Origin of the sequence: Pontibacillus marinus BH030004 = DSM 16465, assembly GCF_000425225.1 — a bacterium.
GTDB lineage: Bacteria > Bacillota > Bacilli > Bacillales > BH030062 > Pontibacillus > Pontibacillus marinus.
On record NZ_KE384330.1, the window covers coordinates 1 to 16,029 of the forward strand.

The following is a 16,029-nucleotide window of genomic DNA, read 5'->3' on the forward strand; positions in this document are numbered from 1 at the left end:
CGAGATCAGTGAAAAAGTAGGCTTTTTTCGGATGAAATGGTAGGGTGAGAAGTTCAAATTGTTATATATACCATTAAATTTGGATTTGGCATCAAAAAAGAAGGAGTTTTGGAGGATAGTAGGGCTGCTATCCTCTTGAAATTAACCGCTATGGCGGTTAATTTCGCCTGATTGTCCATGCTTAAGAGGCCATACCCCCTAGCTCGGGATAGACCGTGGAATCGTTTGAGCTCCGCATTCTTTCCTTCTATGGAAGCTCGCTTTTTATACTTTTCCTTAAACGCCTCTGTCTTCTGGTATTGGGAAATGCGGTAAAATTCAGGCGTGTTTACCCCTACCGTTAGTATTCTTCTAGCCGATCTCTTGGCACACTGGTCATGGAGGGGACAAGCTTTACACTGATTCATTTCAAAATAATACTTATACCCTTCTCGTTTGCCATCTTTATTATTTGAGGTGTAATACTTCTTCTTGACTGTCGTATTTCCCTGGCTACAGTGCCATTCGTCGGCATCCTTATTGTAAGAGAATTGTTCTTCATCCATTCGGTACACGAGAGGACTCACAGGAATATATGCTTTCGCTCCAAGCGATTTGATGTCATCTAAAATATCTTTTCTGAAATAGGCTTTATCTCCGAACACTTCTTCGACACACAGCCCCGATTTCTTCGTTTCCGTCAACAAATCCTTCGTATCACTACCGTCGATTGCGGCACCATCGGAGGTGCGCACGGAGGTAATGATTCGCTCGTCTGTTGTCATCATAAATTCTGTTTTGTATCCATAAAACGATTGGTTCTTACCTTTTCTTCCTACACGAGCATCCAAATCAACAAGGGAACGAATACCTTTTTGAGCCATAAACTTCGGATCAGCCAGAATGTCCTTAGCCTCTTGAATTGCCTCAGATGTTTGTGGTTCGGTAGATGAACCTTGATTTTCGGCTTCATGAATTACTAATTCTAAATGGTTTTTCATGACGGCTTTAGCTTCTTTGTGATCTTCAATCTCTTGATAATCAGGGGTTTCAGGGATGTTGGTTAACGCCTCTTCCTTTTCTTCTTCAAAGAGCTGTTTAATGTTTCGTGCTAAATGTTTCATCATTCGTTCAGGGGTCTTTTTAATCGTATTCGCTTCGACATGGGTGGCATCAATACTGACGCCAGTTCCCTTGATAATACCTAATTCCACACACTGTTTGGTGATTTCAATCATCATTTCATCTAGTGTGGAATTACCTAGACGATGTCGACGAAATTTGCATAGAAGGCTTTTATCCGGAAGTTCATCTTCAGGATTGACGCCGATAAAATACATATAAGCTAAGTTTAAGTTAGCTTCCCGTATCGTTACTTCATCCGAAAGCTCGTAAAGATGTTGTATAAACAACAACTTACACATCAATTCAGGTTCTTTGGCAGGACGTCCAAAATTTGTACAGTAGGTCTCTTTGAGAAGCTCATTGATAAAACTGAAATCGATATAGGTATCAATCAATTTAAGGATATGATGTTCTGGAATTTTACTATATAATATAGAGTGAAGACTGAGTTGCTTTGGCTCTTGTCGAAGCACAAGAAAAACCCCCTCATGGTTCGGTATTTGGTCGTACTCATTATACCATGTAGGGGGTTTTTATTTTATATTGGTGGACTTTTTCACTGGTCTCGAACCGTCCCCATGTTATCTTTTTGTAAACCAGTTAAATAGTTTGTCGATAACATCGTTTTTTTCATGGGTCATTTCAAACAAGAACCCCCACAGGTCTTTAGCTAAATGCTTATTAGTTTGAATTTTCAAGTCGGATCCTTCTATATTTAAATAAATTTCTGATTCTAATAACTTTTTATTAAAGTCATTTAATCTTAAAGTTTTAATATCATATTTTTCTATATAATTTTGTACATTCAATACTTCATTGACTACATAAATAAAGCGGATATCTGTAATTACAATTGCACCTCCGCCCTTCCCGTTAACACTTCCTTTAGTGATATATAGAATCTTTTCATCGTTTAACATGTTTTTTTCTAAAACCGGTATTTCCTGCTGGAATGACATTTTTTCTTCAAAATTTTTAGTTACTTCTTGAATTTCTCTGATTATCTCTTTTTTATCTTTCTCTAGCTTAGAATAAGAGGAAGTATCTTTAAGACTCCCACCGCAATTCGAACAAAAATTATCAATATTGTTAATTTTCGTGCCACATTTAGAACAATACATAACCCTCTTCCTTTCTCAAGAGTAGCTAACCCAGAAGTTCAATAAAGAAAACTATCAAAATTGAGCGCTTGTTTCGAATAAATAAGATCATAAGGAGAATTCTCACATTTACTATTTATTCGCCAAACAAGAGAACCGTCCCCATGTTACACCCATGTTATGTCCCTCATATTTAATATTGTATTGTATGCGTAAAGTCATATTCTTTATCCTCATGACCTTCCTTTATCTTAAATGGAACAAAATAAAAAGAGGTAGGAGTGATAATTGTTCTTGGGTCCCTTATATCGGTATCACTATTGTCAGGAATACTAAACTCAACAGTTAGGACACCATCTTCTAGTTCAATTAACAAACCAACTAGTACTTCATCAAAATTATATAACTCACTAGCCCTTACTGGTACTTCCAAATAGTAATTTGGCGATAATCTATTTATGTCATAGCTCATTATTTTTATGTTATCTCTCCCCTTAACAAGATTAAATTCGTTATATTCAACAACTTCTCTCTCTTTAACTCCGGTTGTTATATAATGAACTGTTAATTCAAAAGTTTTGATGTTCTCAATATCCAAAGGCGAATGAAACTGTAATCGTTTTAATTGTTTATTTTTCACTGAAATCCTGCCTTGTAAGGACATTGCAAATAAGTCTTTCATACTTATTCCTTTATGTACTGTATTTACGTCTTTAAAAATCTTTGGTTTAGGTAAAGCTCCTATAAAAGATATTTGCGTAAGTAAAATTAGGCATAAGGTAAAAGATAAGATTACAAAAAAGCTAATTATGACGAAAGTTCCATTTAGATAATAAATCCAAGAAACTCCTACAAAAAGTATTGTTAAGATAGCAATCACAATAACTATCATTGTAGGAGCACTCATTGTTACTAGTCTTTTATACTGTTCAATTTTAGATCTGATCTTTTTAGCTGTAAGAATCCTTGTTTGTGGATTATCAATTCGAAATAACTCCAATTCAAGTAGTATATCCCTAGCCTTTTCTATACTATGCTGACTATTAATTGAGATAAATATAGCAATTAGTCCGACTAGAGATAATAAACCACCAGAAATTCCAAATAAAACATCATTCCCCAATATGATCCGCCCTTTTGTCATTAAATAAACACAGGGACGGTTCCTGCATTGTATTTATTTATCAAACAGGAGAACCGTCCCCATGTTTCTTTCCCCCCATGTTTCCCTTGTTTTCCCCTAACCCAATAATGTTACAGTCGTATGGTCAATTTGTACCAAATCCCATGTAGTAATTATACCAAGTGGTTTTTCATTTTCATTACCTGTTTCTGTTATCAACACAGCCTCCAATTTTTGGTTTCTATCGAAATAATCTTCAAAAAGTTCTTCGACATCATAGCTAGTTTTATCTTTTGCTAAAAAAGCAACATTGTGAGGTTTTTCAACTTGTAGAATTTCATTGGCAGTTATATCACCAACTGATATATAATCACCTGTGATTTGCTCAGAAAACCATTTGGCTAACCCGCCCTCTGTTAAAAGCCCTTTGAATTTCCCTTCATTATAAATTGGAAACTGAGAATATCCGTATCTTTCTATTGCTTTTAAAACCTCTTTCAATTCCGATCTATGATTAAAATACAATACATTTTTAGAAGCAATCGTTAAGGCATATGGTGGTTTATGTAATGCTTCACTGATGTCTTCAAGCTTTTTGGTCACTTCTAAATGTGGTTCAGCAATATAGAATCCCTCTTTTATCCGCTCATGTACTAATGCATTTCGTAGCTTTGCATATTGCTTTAACTCCTGGAAGTGGTAACGAATTGTAGTGTGGCGGTCTCTTGCTTTATAAAGCAAGTTCATAAAGTTATGATTAGATTCATTTCTAACAAGTTTTTTTAATTTAGTATGTATTTGATTGAACGCGATCTCAAAACGATCTACTTTTTCTCTTTGTTGTTCTATGTTTATGTCATTCATAAGTCTCACACCTCTAGGATTTTTGGTGAATATCAAGACAATGCTAAAGTTAATGAATGAGCTCCAGCACTGTCATTAATCTTACAAAGGCACGAAGGGACAATCTTATTATCCTTATATTTTAAAATAAGACCACCTAGCGTTTCTTTTACCCTATCTTTTCTAGTAAGATCATCACTTACCTTATTTCCTTGTCCATTTATCCCATAATTCTCTTGCCATCTGATTATTTGTTATAATCAATACCCAGTTGATGCCGCACATTGTTGTTATAGCATAATTGATCGTAGAAAAAGTATATTGATCTAATATAAACAAAAGAGGGATAGCCACCGTCAGACCAATCGTTGTGGCTATGTTGAATATTTCTAAATGCGCTTTAAAGTTCATAAATGTCCCCCTCATAAGGAGTGCTAATACTGAAATACAATTATAATCACAAGTATAAACAACAATAATAGTCAAAATTTGTTCATTAATTATTGGTATCTTTCAAATAACCTTCTTATAAACTTATTTGAAAGTTGAATTATTGGACCTAATGAAAACGATATAATAATTGTCCCTATTCCTATTGGTCCTCCTAAAATAAATCCAATAATTACTGCGAGTACTTCAACTAGTGTTCTAGAAATTCTAACACTTAAGTTACCCTTCTTGTGAATAGCTATCATTAATCCATCTATAGGGGATTTTGGATACCCAGAAATTAAATAAGTACTTATTCCAATACCAAGTAAAATAGTACCTATTACAAAAAATATTATACTCAACATAATTGAATCCAAAAATATCCTATAGAATATTATGTATAGCCAAAAGTCTAAAAATAACCCCCTAAGAAAAATAGTAATGAAGGATGATATATCTGGTTTTTCCTTAATTAGAGCAGAAGTTGTAAGTAGTAGAAGGGCTTGTACTATGTACACCCATGTTCCTACCGTTAAACCAAAGTTTTGATTAAGACCCACAAAAACGGCATCCCATGGCCCCGTACCTATTCCAGACTTTATTATCCAAGTTATACCTAAGGTGGTAATTAACAACCCGCAAATATAAAAAAGTATTCTAGTTAACAAATGAATAACACCTACTTATTTTTAAAAGGAAAATAATTAAACAATAATAAAGTACTTCTTTTACTTTCTATACTCTTCCATCATTGAATCAAATCTAGTTATATAAGTATCTATTATAGTCCTACCTTCATTCAAATCCTTAGAAATGATTATTGGTTTCATTACTGAAACAGAGGCGTCATCATTTTTACTAGGCTTGTATAAACCTAGTATCATATAATCATCATCAAAAACACACTGATACTCTGTTGGTAAAAAGTTATATCTTACGATTTCTAATTCATCTATAAAGCCATCAGTATGAAGTTGGTTCCACCTTTTTATAAACATATTTATTTCTTGTATAACTTCTTCATTTCTAGTTGGATCATTCCACTCAAAATCACGGACCATTATTGAACACTTTTTTATTTTCACATCATCATGAACCAAATTTTCAATTTGTGTATATATTTGGTTGGTAGTTACAGCAAATACACGGAAATGATTTATAACTTTCTTCTTAGAAGTTATTCTAATAAAAGCGTCACCTAATTTTTGAATTGATAACAAATTAACACTATTTAAGGGTGTAATCTTTTTATCTATACCTTTAATTCTGACCATTAAAGTAGATAATGTAACAGACAGAATTCCTACAAAAATTGACAACAACTTATTAATTCCAATATCTAAGAACCCGGATATAAAAGGCCATAATAAGGCAAAAACTGCAAGAGTTACTAATCCTATTAGTTCTATTCCTTCTGGAACAGAAAAATCTTTCCCTTTAATCTTCATATTTCTTTCCCCGCTATATATAATGTCATTTTATAATCTTTAATAACAGTATCCGTTTTCAACACTTCTTTTCTTAACTTATTCAATGATTCATAATATATGCTGTCTGGTATAAGCCTCAATGTTGAATAGCTTCTATTTTCAAAAATATTTAGGTACTCTCTTGAATTTATTTGTTCACTCTCATCAATTTCATATTGTTTTAAGATAAATCCTAGAGATTCTAGAGTTGCCTTTATTTCATATGAACTTTTATGTCTAGTGATATCGATTAATAGCGTTCCGGGGAAATATTTGTACCATTCCCTTTCATAAAGCTGTTTATGAGTTGATGTCCTAATAGCAATTACGCCATCCATAGAGATCAAATTGTTTAATCTTTCAAAAAATTCTTGTGTATCATCAACTAAATGAATCATTTCAGAACTAAATATTAAATCATACTTTTGTTTTGGTTTAAAACTTAAGATATCACTTTCAATTAGTTTTATATTTCTATCATTTCTTGTTAACTCTTCAGCTACCTTTAACATTTCTGGAGAACTATCAACACCGTCAATTTCTACTTCTAGCTCTTTATAATCAAAATAGTTACTAAGTAAACTTGTAAACTGACCAGTGCCACAACCGACATCTAGTATTTTAAAAGTTTTTTTATCTTTCAAATGTTCAATAATTTTTTCCATATAGTCACCAAAAATTTTCTTATTTATTTTTCTGGTAAATGGATAAGAAGAACTATAAACTTTATTAAGAAAAATATCATTAACCATATCTTTAACTCCCCCCTATTATAAAAAACTATACCCCACTTAATGTGAGATATAGTCGTTAATCGTTATTAAATCATGTGGTGAAAATTTCTACTGGATAACCAATAAATAGACCAGATTCTACAATGCCAGGGATCAGTTTTATTTCCTTTTCAAAATTTGAGTGAATTTCTTTAAAATTCACATCTAAAATGACGTTCCCGCTTTCAGTTATAATAGGTCCATCTTTGGATGTAGCTAACCTTAACTTAACTTCTTCTCCCCCCATTTTCATCAGTTCTTCCTCCACCAAATTAACAGCTCTAGGATCAACTTCAATAGGGACTGAAAATTTTTCACCTAAATTATTAACAAATTTTGATTCATCCACTAATATATAATTCTCAGGCGAGCTTTTCATAACCAATTTTTCAGCAAACATCGCCCCGCCTCTACCCTTTATAAGGTTCTTATTAGGGTCAACTTCATCTGCTCCATCAAACGACCAGTCAGGTTTAAGATTTAACAAAGAAGACACTGGAACTCCCAAAATTGAACATGTTAATGAAACTTCTTGAGATGTAGGAATAGCAGTTATATTTATATTTTCTTCTTTTATCTTTTTACTTATTGCTTGAATTGCTAAAAAAGAAGTTGAACCAGACCCTACTCCTATCACATCTCCTTCTTTAACTCTTTCTGCAATTTTATTAGCTACCATCTCTTTTTGTTCTTTGTTTGATATCTCTCTAGACCATTGTAGTGTAGTTGCAATGTTATTCTTCCAGTACATCTTTTAAATCCCTCTTTCCGCTCTTAATATTGATAAAAACGTAATTACAATATTTTTCTTTGGTGTAAATGCTACTATATAGTTTGCTTTCCATTATAATAATATATTCCCTAAGAGTTAGAGAATGGTACATTATAAGAGGTACAAACAGAAGAAAAAATATTTTCTAATCATTAAACATTTTATCACCCTAATAGGAACATGACTAGCTATTCTACACTGAATATGTTCCTTGCATAGCTTTATTATTATCAATTTGTAATTAATTCTATACAGTATCAGCGACTATACTTCGTCTTCACTATACCAGTCACCACATACAATACGATCCCAACTCCAGCACCAGCACTATCAATAAAAACATCGCTCAACTGAGCACCACGACCAGGCACAAAAACTTGATGAAACTCATCACTCAAAGCATAAAAAATACAAAATAAAAAGGCTCCTCCTATCAGAAGCCCTTTACCAGCTCTCCAACTAAATCTCAATGCATTCAAAACTAGCACCCCAAGAACAAAATAAAGAAAAAAGTGCGCATTCTTCCGTACAATATGATGCAAATCACCAACATCTATTTCTTTTTCAGGCGCTACTATCTGAGCTGTTTCCACTACTGACTTAGTCACCTCTGTACTGAATCGCTTCGACTCCGTAGCAGGTTGATGGGAGAAATAAAAGATCAGGAGTAACCAAAGAATTACACTCGTCCAAGATAAGATTTTGTTCATTCACACTTGCCCTTCTTTTTTACAGTATAAACCTACATATTATTCGTTAATAAATGCAATATATCATAAGAACGCCTCTCACGTTTGCGAATCATTACACAAACAGCAGAACCGTCACCATGTTATCCAAAGAAAACTTCAAATGTTTTATGGTTCGGTCTATCATATTTAGAGTTATAAACGCTTTCATATAACTGTACTAAATTATCAAATAAATCTCTTGAATTTAATTTACTGTACACTACACGGTCATGATAAGCATTAGTAGTGTGGTTAACACTCCAAAATTGTTCCTGGTTGTTAACCGAAAACTTTATAGAATATCCATAATGACTAGACCCAAAAATATTTATTGGTTCTTGAGGACCTGACAATAATGGTGCTTTACTCCATATGGCTAAATCATCCATCACTTGACCATCTCTCCCAAAAGTCTCTGTGATATTCTCCATGTGGTAAATCCATGGAGCATTCTCTTTATCAATATATTCAGCTCTAAAGAATGCTCCAATCTTTCCAAGTTCACCTGATAGTACTGCTCGCACTTCATAATGCCCCCCCATTGGCATTCCTTCCTCATAATAAGGTGGGATGAAAGTAAGGGATAAAGTGCTGTTATCGTTATTATTCATTTCGTTTCTCCTTCCTATAATGTATTATTACTAGACACCTAAACAGATTCGAATAAATAAAGATGACTAAAAAAAAAGCCCCTCTCCTCTAATAAACTGTCAAACAGACAATTTAATTATTAGAAGATGGGATCCTATTCAAGATTGATTTTAATTTCTTAAAATACAGCGTTAATATCCTATTTAGTCAAAATAACCATTATTTTATCTAAATAGGATATTTTCACTAAACTATGTATAATATAAAAAAAGCCCATCTATACTGACGGCTTTCTGCATATTAGTTTACAGGCAGTCATTACGTATCAGGAAACTCGATAACATTCGTGGAATGCTACTCACATCAACCATTCAGAATTCTTGAATTCCTTCTTCCCTCCAACTAGATCTCAATGCATTCAAAACTAGCACCCCAAGAACAAAATAAAGAAAAAAGTGCGCATTCTTCCGTACAATATGATGCAAATCACTAACATCCAACATATTATTCATTTAATACTTGCTATATATCATAGGAACGCCTCTCACGTTTGCAAATCATTACACAAACAGCAGAACCGTCACCATATTATGAAATGACGGCCAAGAGAAGTGTAAGAATGAGTGATATTCCATAGAGAACTATAGAAATAATACTGAAGACTGTAGCAGCAGTTGCCATGCCATTACCGCCTTGCCCATATTTTCGGATTTGCTTTTTTGCTTTAGAACTCAATATTAAACTAATGATACCAATAATAAGACCAAAAATAGGTACTAATATCGATATAATACTAAGTATCAGGGCGGTAACAGAAGTTCCATTTGTAATAGGTTGAGAAACAGTGTTTTTTGTATGTGCTTGATCCATATAATATCACCTCTTCATATATATAATAAGTATATAGTACTATAACCGTGCTCGAATAACCATATTAGATTAGAGGTGAATAAGTGGTTTTCCGTTTCCCTCTTCACCTTCATAAACCCACAATAATTTTCGAAAGAATGCCTTTATCCCCGTATTATTACGGGACACAAAAAGACGATAGACCTATCCCTCCGTACCTCTCGTAAGTTACACAATGAAACTAAAACCAGAGGACACTATGAACGCAAAAGGAGGAGAAACCCAATTACTCACCACTTCACAAACAGTAGAACCGTCCCCATATTATCTGCGTTTTATTTCGAGACTAGAAGGGACGATGGACCTGTCCCTGTGTCCCAAACCTAAAATCGAACCTCCCCAAATACGCTCTTTGAAATCAGGAGATAAGAAAAGTGGGGATTGAAACGTCATGTTGCTCACTTCCTTTTCATTAAAAAATTGAGCTCTCCACTATATGGAGAGCTCGAATGGTTATACCGTTTCAAAGGTTAGTTGTGTAACACGTGCCATTACATCTTGCTTGAGCGCCTCTAATCGTTGTTCACTTGTCTGCTTGTTACTTGATCTCATACCAAAATAGAATTTAATCTTTGGTTCGGTACCTGATGGACGTAAGCAGACCCAACAATCATCACTCAAGATAAATTTGATGACATTGGAGGAAGGTAAATCAATCGCTTCAGTCGTACCCTCTTTCATATGTGTTCGAATCCTCGCGGAATAATCTTCTATAGCTAAGACATCTAAACTAGCAGCTTGTCGTAGAGGTTCTTCACGGAAGGAATCCATAATTTCTGTAATTTTCTTAGCACCTTCAATGCCTTTTAATTTCATAGATTCTAAGTCTTCAAGATAATATCCATGTGTTTGATAAAGGATTTCTAGAGCTTCAAAAAGAGTCAGTCCCTTTTCCTTATAATAGGCAGCCATTTCACTAGCGAAAACCGACGATTGAATTGCATCTTTATCACGAGCAAAGTCTCCGATCAGGTATCCATAACTCTCTTCATAACCAAACACAAATTGGTGCTCTCCTAACTGTTCAAATTCACGGATTTTCTCCCCGATAAATTTAAAACCTGTTAGCGTGTCAAGTGTATTTACACCATAATAATTTGCTACCGCACGCCCCATTTCAGACGTAACGATGGTTTTAATCATCATCGCATTTTCAGGGATATCCTGATTGTGTGATAAGAGATAGTCTAGCATTAACACACCAAGTTGGTTGCCTGTTAATACTTTATAATCACCTTCACTATCTTTGGCTGCGACACCTAAGCGATCAGCATCAGGATCTGTTCCAATGAGGATATCAGCCCCAACATTTGACCCTAATTCAATAGCTTTAGTAAATGCTTGATGTTCCTCTGGATTTGGAGATTCAACTGTAGAAAAATTTGGATCCGGATTTGCTTGTTCTTCTACTATATGTATCTGTTCAAATCCACTTTGCTTAAGACCTTTAACCACTAAATCGTACGCGGTTCCATGCAAAGGTGTAAAGACAATGCTTAATTGGCGATTAGCTAGAGTAGCCCTTTCTTGTGTTATACCTTTTAACTGTTCAAGGTACACTTGATCGACTTCTCCCCCAATCCATTGAAGGAGTTCAAGCTCTTCAAGCCTACTCTTTTCAATAACAGGGATTGTTAATTCATTTTCAATCTTATTGACCTTTTCAATAATTTGTTTGGCCTGGTGTGGAGGAATTTGCCCACCATCTTCATTATACACCTTAAAACCGTTATATTCGGGAGGGTTATGACTTGCTGTGATGACAACACCACCCACAGCTTTTAAGTAACGTATAGCAAAAGATAGTTCAGGGGTTGGACGTAGTGCATCAAATAGGAAGGTGGGAATACCATGAGCACCCATTACTTTTGCTGTTTCCATAGCAAATTCAGGCGATTTATGACGCGAATCATAAGCAACAGCAATTCCCTTCTGTTTCTCTTCCCCATATGTATCTTCTATGTAAAGAGCCAATCCTTCAGCTGCTCTCCGAACCGTATAAATGTTCATCCGGTTCGTTCCAGGTGCTAATTCACCACGCATCCCACCTGTTCCAAATTCTAAATGCTTATAAAAAGCATCTTCTAAAGTTTCAGGTTGCGATTTCATAGTTTCCAATATATCTTTTAGATCCTTATCTATATACTCATCATTTTCCCAACGTAATAGATTTTCTTGCAAGATAGCCACTCCTTAAAAATAAAAACTGCGCAACAGTATTTGGACTAAATCAAATACTCTGCGCAGTTTAACAATTATAATATAACCTTAGATTCAGATTGTTGGAATTGCTTTAAAACATCTTCCCAAATAAATAATAAGCGATTAAAATCTTCATTATTTATTCCTAGTCCTGTTTGCACTTCTATAAATTCAAGTTCTGACACAGCTTTTATTCCATGTTTTTTCCCTGCTGGAAGGTGAATAATGTCTCCTGCTTTTACTCTTCTGATTGAGTCATCTAACGCTAATTCACCTTCTCCTCTTACTATAGTCCATACTTCATCTCTATACATATGATAGTGATAACTGGAGTTTCTACCCTCATATATACAAATACGCTTGGTCACCATTTCTTGGTCACTTTCATATTTTGCATAATCCAACGTTCTTGACCAACCCCAGATTCTCTCTTCATACATAGGAGGATGATTAAAGTCGCTTATTAGTTCCTTGATTTTTTGACTAGAGGCTTTATCTGTTACAAGGATTCCGTCTGGACTGGCTGCGATTACTACATCTTTAACCCCAACTGCTGTGACAGGGATGTCTAATTCATTTACTAAATGAGTATTTGAAGAGTCATCAGAAATTACACCTTTACCAATCTGATAAGTTGCCATTTCCTCAGTTAGTGTATTCCAAGTGCCTAAATCTTTCCAACCTCCATCATAAGGTTGAGCTACAATTTTTTGAGCGTTCTCTACAACTTCATAATCAAAGCTGATTTTTGGTAAAGATGAGTAATTATCTAGCAATGTGTGATAATCTAAAGAAAGGTTCTTTGCTGTTAAAATATCTAGTAAATATCCTAATTTAAAAGCAAAAACACCGCAATTCCAAAGGGCATTATGCTTGATTAATGATTGAGCTTTTTCCTCAGATGGTTTCTCGGTAAAATTATTTACGTTAACATAGCTTGATTCTTGATTCTCAGTCTTAGGTACAATATATCCATACTTTGAAGAAGGATAAGTAGGTTTCACTCCAATTAAAGCTAAATCTGCTTGAGAATCTTCAATTACACTTTCAAGTTCCTTCACTTTTTTAAAAAACAAATCATCAACATAAGGATCTACTGGTAATACCACAATTGTCTCATCTCTATTAACCTGTTCATTTGTATATAAATAAGAAGCTGCTAAAGCAATAGCTGGAAACGTATCTCTCCGCTCTGGTTCAATAATTAGGGGCACATCTTCTCCAACTTGACTATGTATCATATCTCTTTGCATTTTAGACGTAGCAATAACGGCTGAATCTGTTAAATTAGTATTCTTTAACTGACCCCAAACGCGTTGAACCATTGATTCTTTACTACCATTAATACCTTCAAGAACCTTTAAAAATTGTTTTGATCGAGTATCATTGGAAAGAGGCCATAACCTCTTCCCAGACCCTCCTGATAATAATACCAGTCTCATAGTATCCTCCCTTTATTTTAACTATTCTTAAATTTTGTAGATGTAAAGCAGATAAATGTAATTACACTTGCCCTGAATCAGATTCTGTCCATTCACGCTTACCCTTCTGCTTAACCCCATAATACCTAACATACCAATCAGCAAACTTTTGCAACCCTTCTTCAATTGGTGTTTGCGGTTTAAATCCAACAGCCTGATTTAGAGCATCTGTAGAAGAATATGTAGCTGGAACATCTCCTGGCTGCATCGGTTCGAATACCTTCTCAAATATCTCATTTTCACCAGTAGCATTACTTAATGCTCTCTCTAGCGTTTCAATAAACACCATTAATTTCTCTGGATTATTGTTTCCAATGTTAAATACCGTATGAGGGACAGCTGAATCAATAGGAGGGTGACCCATCAATCGTACAATGCCCTCAATAATATCATCTATAAAAGTGAAATCTCGATAAAGGTCGTTATCAAAATCACCATTATTGAAAATCTTGATAGGTTCTCCTCCAAAGTGTTTGTTGGCAAAGCCAAAATAAGCCATATCAGGTCTTCCCATTGGTCCATATACCGTAAAGAAACGAAGTCCTGTTGTAGGAATGTTATAAAGGTGACTATACGTATGGGCTATTAGTTCATTAGATTTTTTCGTTGAAGCATAAAGAGATACTGGATTATCGACAAAATCTGTTTCTTCAAATGGTACCTTTTTATTGGCACCATAAACTGAACTGGACGATGCATAGATGAGATGCTCAACTGGATAATGTCTGCACGCTTCAAGAATATTAAAGAACCCAATCATGTTACTTTGAATATAAACATCCGGATTCTCAATGGAATAACGAACACCAGCTTGGGCAGCAAGGTTCACCACAATATCAGGTTTGTACTCTTCAAACGTTTGAGTAATCATTTCCTTGTCAGCTATATTTCCTTTTATGAATGAAAACTTTTCAAAAGGATATAATTCTTCCAAACGTGTATGCTTAAGCTCTACATCATAGTAATCATTTAGGTTATCAACACCAATAACCTGGCATCCTTCTTCTAGTAATCTTTTTGATAAAAAATATCCAATAAACCCAGCTACACCTGTAACAAGGTATATCTTACTAGGATCTAACGGTTTGTAATTCATGGTTCTTTGACTCCTTTATCGCTTCTCTATTTACGGATGCTCTACCAATGGAGTGATATTCGACACCAGCTTCTCTCATATCGTAATTTTCATAAATATTTCGTCCATCATATACTAATGGTGTTCTCATTAATCGTTTATATGCATCTGGAGTGACAGCTTTCACTTCTCCCCATTCGGTAAAAATAAAACAGACATTTGCGTTTGCTAATGCCTGTTCAATGTCATCCACATATGTGATTGTACCTTTATCAAAATCCCCTTCTGGGTAGACCTTAGAAAAGTTAGATGCCCCCACAGGATCATAAGCGTAAATATCAGCACCTTGTTCTAATAACAATGGGACATTTGCTAAAGATGGTGCTTCCCTCAAATCATCCGTTCCTGGTTTGAAAGTTAATCCCAATACCGCTACTTTTAGTCCATTGAACGTAATTAATCGTTTACTAGCTTTCTTATATAAAGAAATTTTTTGGTCTTTGTTCACATCGATTGCTGCTTTAACCGTTCTTAATTCATACCCATTTTCTCTAGAAATATTATCCAAAGCTTTTGTATCTTTCGGGAAGCAAGAACCTCCAAAACCAATCCCAGCATTCAAAAACTTACTACCAATACGCTCATCAAAACTCATTCCCTCTGCAACATCTTGCACATCAGCTCCAACCAGTTCACAAAGGTTGGCAATATCATTCATATAAGAAATCTTAAGTGCAAGAAAATCATTAGAGGCATACTTAATCATTTCTGCAGATCTTCTATTTACAGAAACAATGGGTAAATGGAATGGTTCATAAATCTCCCTCAATCGATCTTCCGCCCATTTACTTTCTGTACCGATAATTATTCGTTCTGCATATAACGTATCATGAACAGCAGAACCTTGTGCTAAGAATTCTGGATTTGAAGCTACCTCTATCCTCACATCATTTACTAAAAAGTCTTTAATAAACTGCTCTACTTTATCATTCGTTCCTACAGGTACGGTAGACTTAACAACAACTAGACAATCATTTTCTACAGATTCAGCAATTTGTCTTGCAACTGTAGAAATGTATGAGAGATTAGCAGACCCATCTGGTTGTTCCGGGGTACCTACACCTATAAAAATCACATCTGCATTTCTGTAAGCAGATTGAAAATTTGTCGTATAATCAATTCTTCCTTCGGCATTGTTCTTTTGCATTAACTCTTCCAACCCTGATTCATAAATAGGTGAAACACCAGATTTCATTAGGTTAACCTTTTTTTCATCAATATCTACACAGGTAACCTGGTGACCAACTTCAGCGAAACAAACACCTGATACTAAGCCTACATATCCTGTACCTGCTATTGCTACTTTAAACAATAGTACACACCTGCCTTTATAATAATAAAAATAATCTTTTCTTTATTAGTTA

Annotated in this window: 17 protein-coding genes; all 17 read right to left on the minus strand. The window is 34.6% G+C overall.

The genetic code is table 11. The annotated features are described in order from the left end of the window. Positions 1 to 53: 53 nt before the first annotated feature. Positions 54 to 1,577 (minus strand): IS1182 family transposase, encoded by a 1,524-nt coding sequence (locus tag H514_RS23220; RefSeq protein WP_051254966.1) that lies wholly within the window; start codon positions 1,575 to 1,577, stop codon positions 54 to 56. A gap of 108 nt (positions 1,578 to 1,685) precedes the next feature. Then, the gene (locus H514_RS0115335) at positions 1,686 to 2,225 is read right to left on the minus strand and encodes a PH domain-containing protein (protein ID WP_027447748.1); all 540 of its coding nucleotides are present in this window, start codon (positions 2,223 to 2,225) and stop codon (positions 1,686 to 1,688) included. 172 nt (positions 2,226 to 2,397) lie between these two features. Then, the gene (locus H514_RS0115340) at positions 2,398 to 3,327 is read right to left on the minus strand and encodes a hypothetical protein (RefSeq protein ID WP_027447749.1); all 930 of its coding nucleotides are present in this window, start codon (positions 3,325 to 3,327) and stop codon (positions 2,398 to 2,400) included. Between the two features lie 117 nt (positions 3,328 to 3,444). Then, a complete protein-coding gene (locus tag H514_RS0115345) occupies positions 3,445 to 4,191 on the minus strand; it encodes a CBS domain-containing protein (RefSeq protein WP_036841783.1) in 747 nt (248 codons plus the stop codon). A gap of 183 nt (positions 4,192 to 4,374) precedes the next feature. Continuing rightward, on the minus strand, positions 4,375 to 4,581 hold the full coding sequence (locus tag H514_RS0115350; RefSeq protein ID WP_027447751.1) for a hypothetical protein: 207 nt from the start codon (positions 4,579 to 4,581) through the stop codon (positions 4,375 to 4,377). Positions 4,582 to 4,670: 89 nt separating this feature from the next. Then, complete coding sequence (locus tag H514_RS0115355; RefSeq protein WP_036841779.1) at positions 4,671 to 5,270, minus strand: YczE/YyaS/YitT family protein; 600 nt, start codon at positions 5,268 to 5,270, stop codon at positions 4,671 to 4,673. Between the two features lie 60 nt (positions 5,271 to 5,330). Further along, positions 5,331 to 6,050 carry a hypothetical protein gene (locus H514_RS0115360; RefSeq protein WP_027447753.1) on the minus strand — a complete coding sequence of 240 codons (720 nt, stop codon included), beginning with the start codon at positions 6,048 to 6,050 and terminating at the stop codon, positions 5,331 to 5,333. Continuing rightward, positions 6,047 to 6,823: a class I SAM-dependent methyltransferase gene (locus H514_RS0115365; protein WP_027447754.1), complete on the minus strand. Its 777-nt coding sequence runs from the start codon at positions 6,821 to 6,823 to the stop codon at positions 6,047 to 6,049. Before H514_RS0115365 ends, H514_RS0115360 begins: the two co-directional genes overlap by 4 nt. Before the next feature lie 73 nt (positions 6,824 to 6,896). Beyond that, positions 6,897 to 7,595: a ribose 5-phosphate isomerase A gene (rpiA, locus tag H514_RS0115370; protein ID WP_027447755.1), complete on the minus strand. Its 699-nt coding sequence runs from the start codon at positions 7,593 to 7,595 to the stop codon at positions 6,897 to 6,899. Positions 7,596 to 7,873: 278 nt separating this feature from the next. Beyond that, entirely contained in the window at positions 7,874 to 8,326 is a 453-nt protein-coding gene (locus tag H514_RS0115375) for a VanZ family protein (protein ID WP_027447756.1), read from the minus strand. Between the two features lie 122 nt (positions 8,327 to 8,448). Further along, positions 8,449 to 8,958 (minus strand): hypothetical protein, encoded by a 510-nt coding sequence (locus H514_RS0115380; RefSeq protein ID WP_027447757.1) that lies wholly within the window; start codon positions 8,956 to 8,958, stop codon positions 8,449 to 8,451. A gap of 351 nt (positions 8,959 to 9,309) precedes the next feature. Beyond that, positions 9,310 to 9,450, minus strand: coding sequence for a VanZ family protein (locus H514_RS25440; protein ID WP_169449769.1), 141 nt, complete (start codon positions 9,448 to 9,450; stop codon positions 9,310 to 9,312). 76 nt (positions 9,451 to 9,526) lie between these two features. Further along, positions 9,527 to 9,808, minus strand: coding sequence for a DUF4190 domain-containing protein (locus tag H514_RS0115385; RefSeq protein WP_051255165.1), 282 nt, complete (start codon positions 9,806 to 9,808; stop codon positions 9,527 to 9,529). A 492-nt stretch (positions 9,809 to 10,300) separates the two neighbouring features. After that, a complete protein-coding gene (locus H514_RS0115390; protein WP_027447759.1) occupies positions 10,301 to 12,031 on the minus strand; it encodes a phospho-sugar mutase in 1,731 nt (576 codons plus the stop codon). Between the two features lie 71 nt (positions 12,032 to 12,102). Further along, positions 12,103 to 13,491 (minus strand): sugar phosphate nucleotidyltransferase, encoded by a 1,389-nt coding sequence (locus H514_RS0115395; RefSeq protein ID WP_027447760.1) that lies wholly within the window; start codon positions 13,489 to 13,491, stop codon positions 12,103 to 12,105. Between the two features lie 61 nt (positions 13,492 to 13,552). Continuing rightward, positions 13,553 to 14,626, minus strand: a complete 1,074-nt coding sequence (locus H514_RS23225; RefSeq protein ID WP_051255166.1) for a GDP-mannose 4,6-dehydratase — start codon at positions 14,624 to 14,626, stop codon at positions 13,553 to 13,555. Then, complete coding sequence (locus tag H514_RS0115405) at positions 14,601 to 15,977, minus strand: UDP-glucose dehydrogenase family protein (protein ID WP_027447761.1); 1,377 nt, start codon at positions 15,975 to 15,977, stop codon at positions 14,601 to 14,603. The genes H514_RS23225 and H514_RS0115405 overlap by 26 nt, the downstream gene beginning before the upstream one ends. Positions 15,978 to 16,029 lie beyond the last annotated feature (52 nt).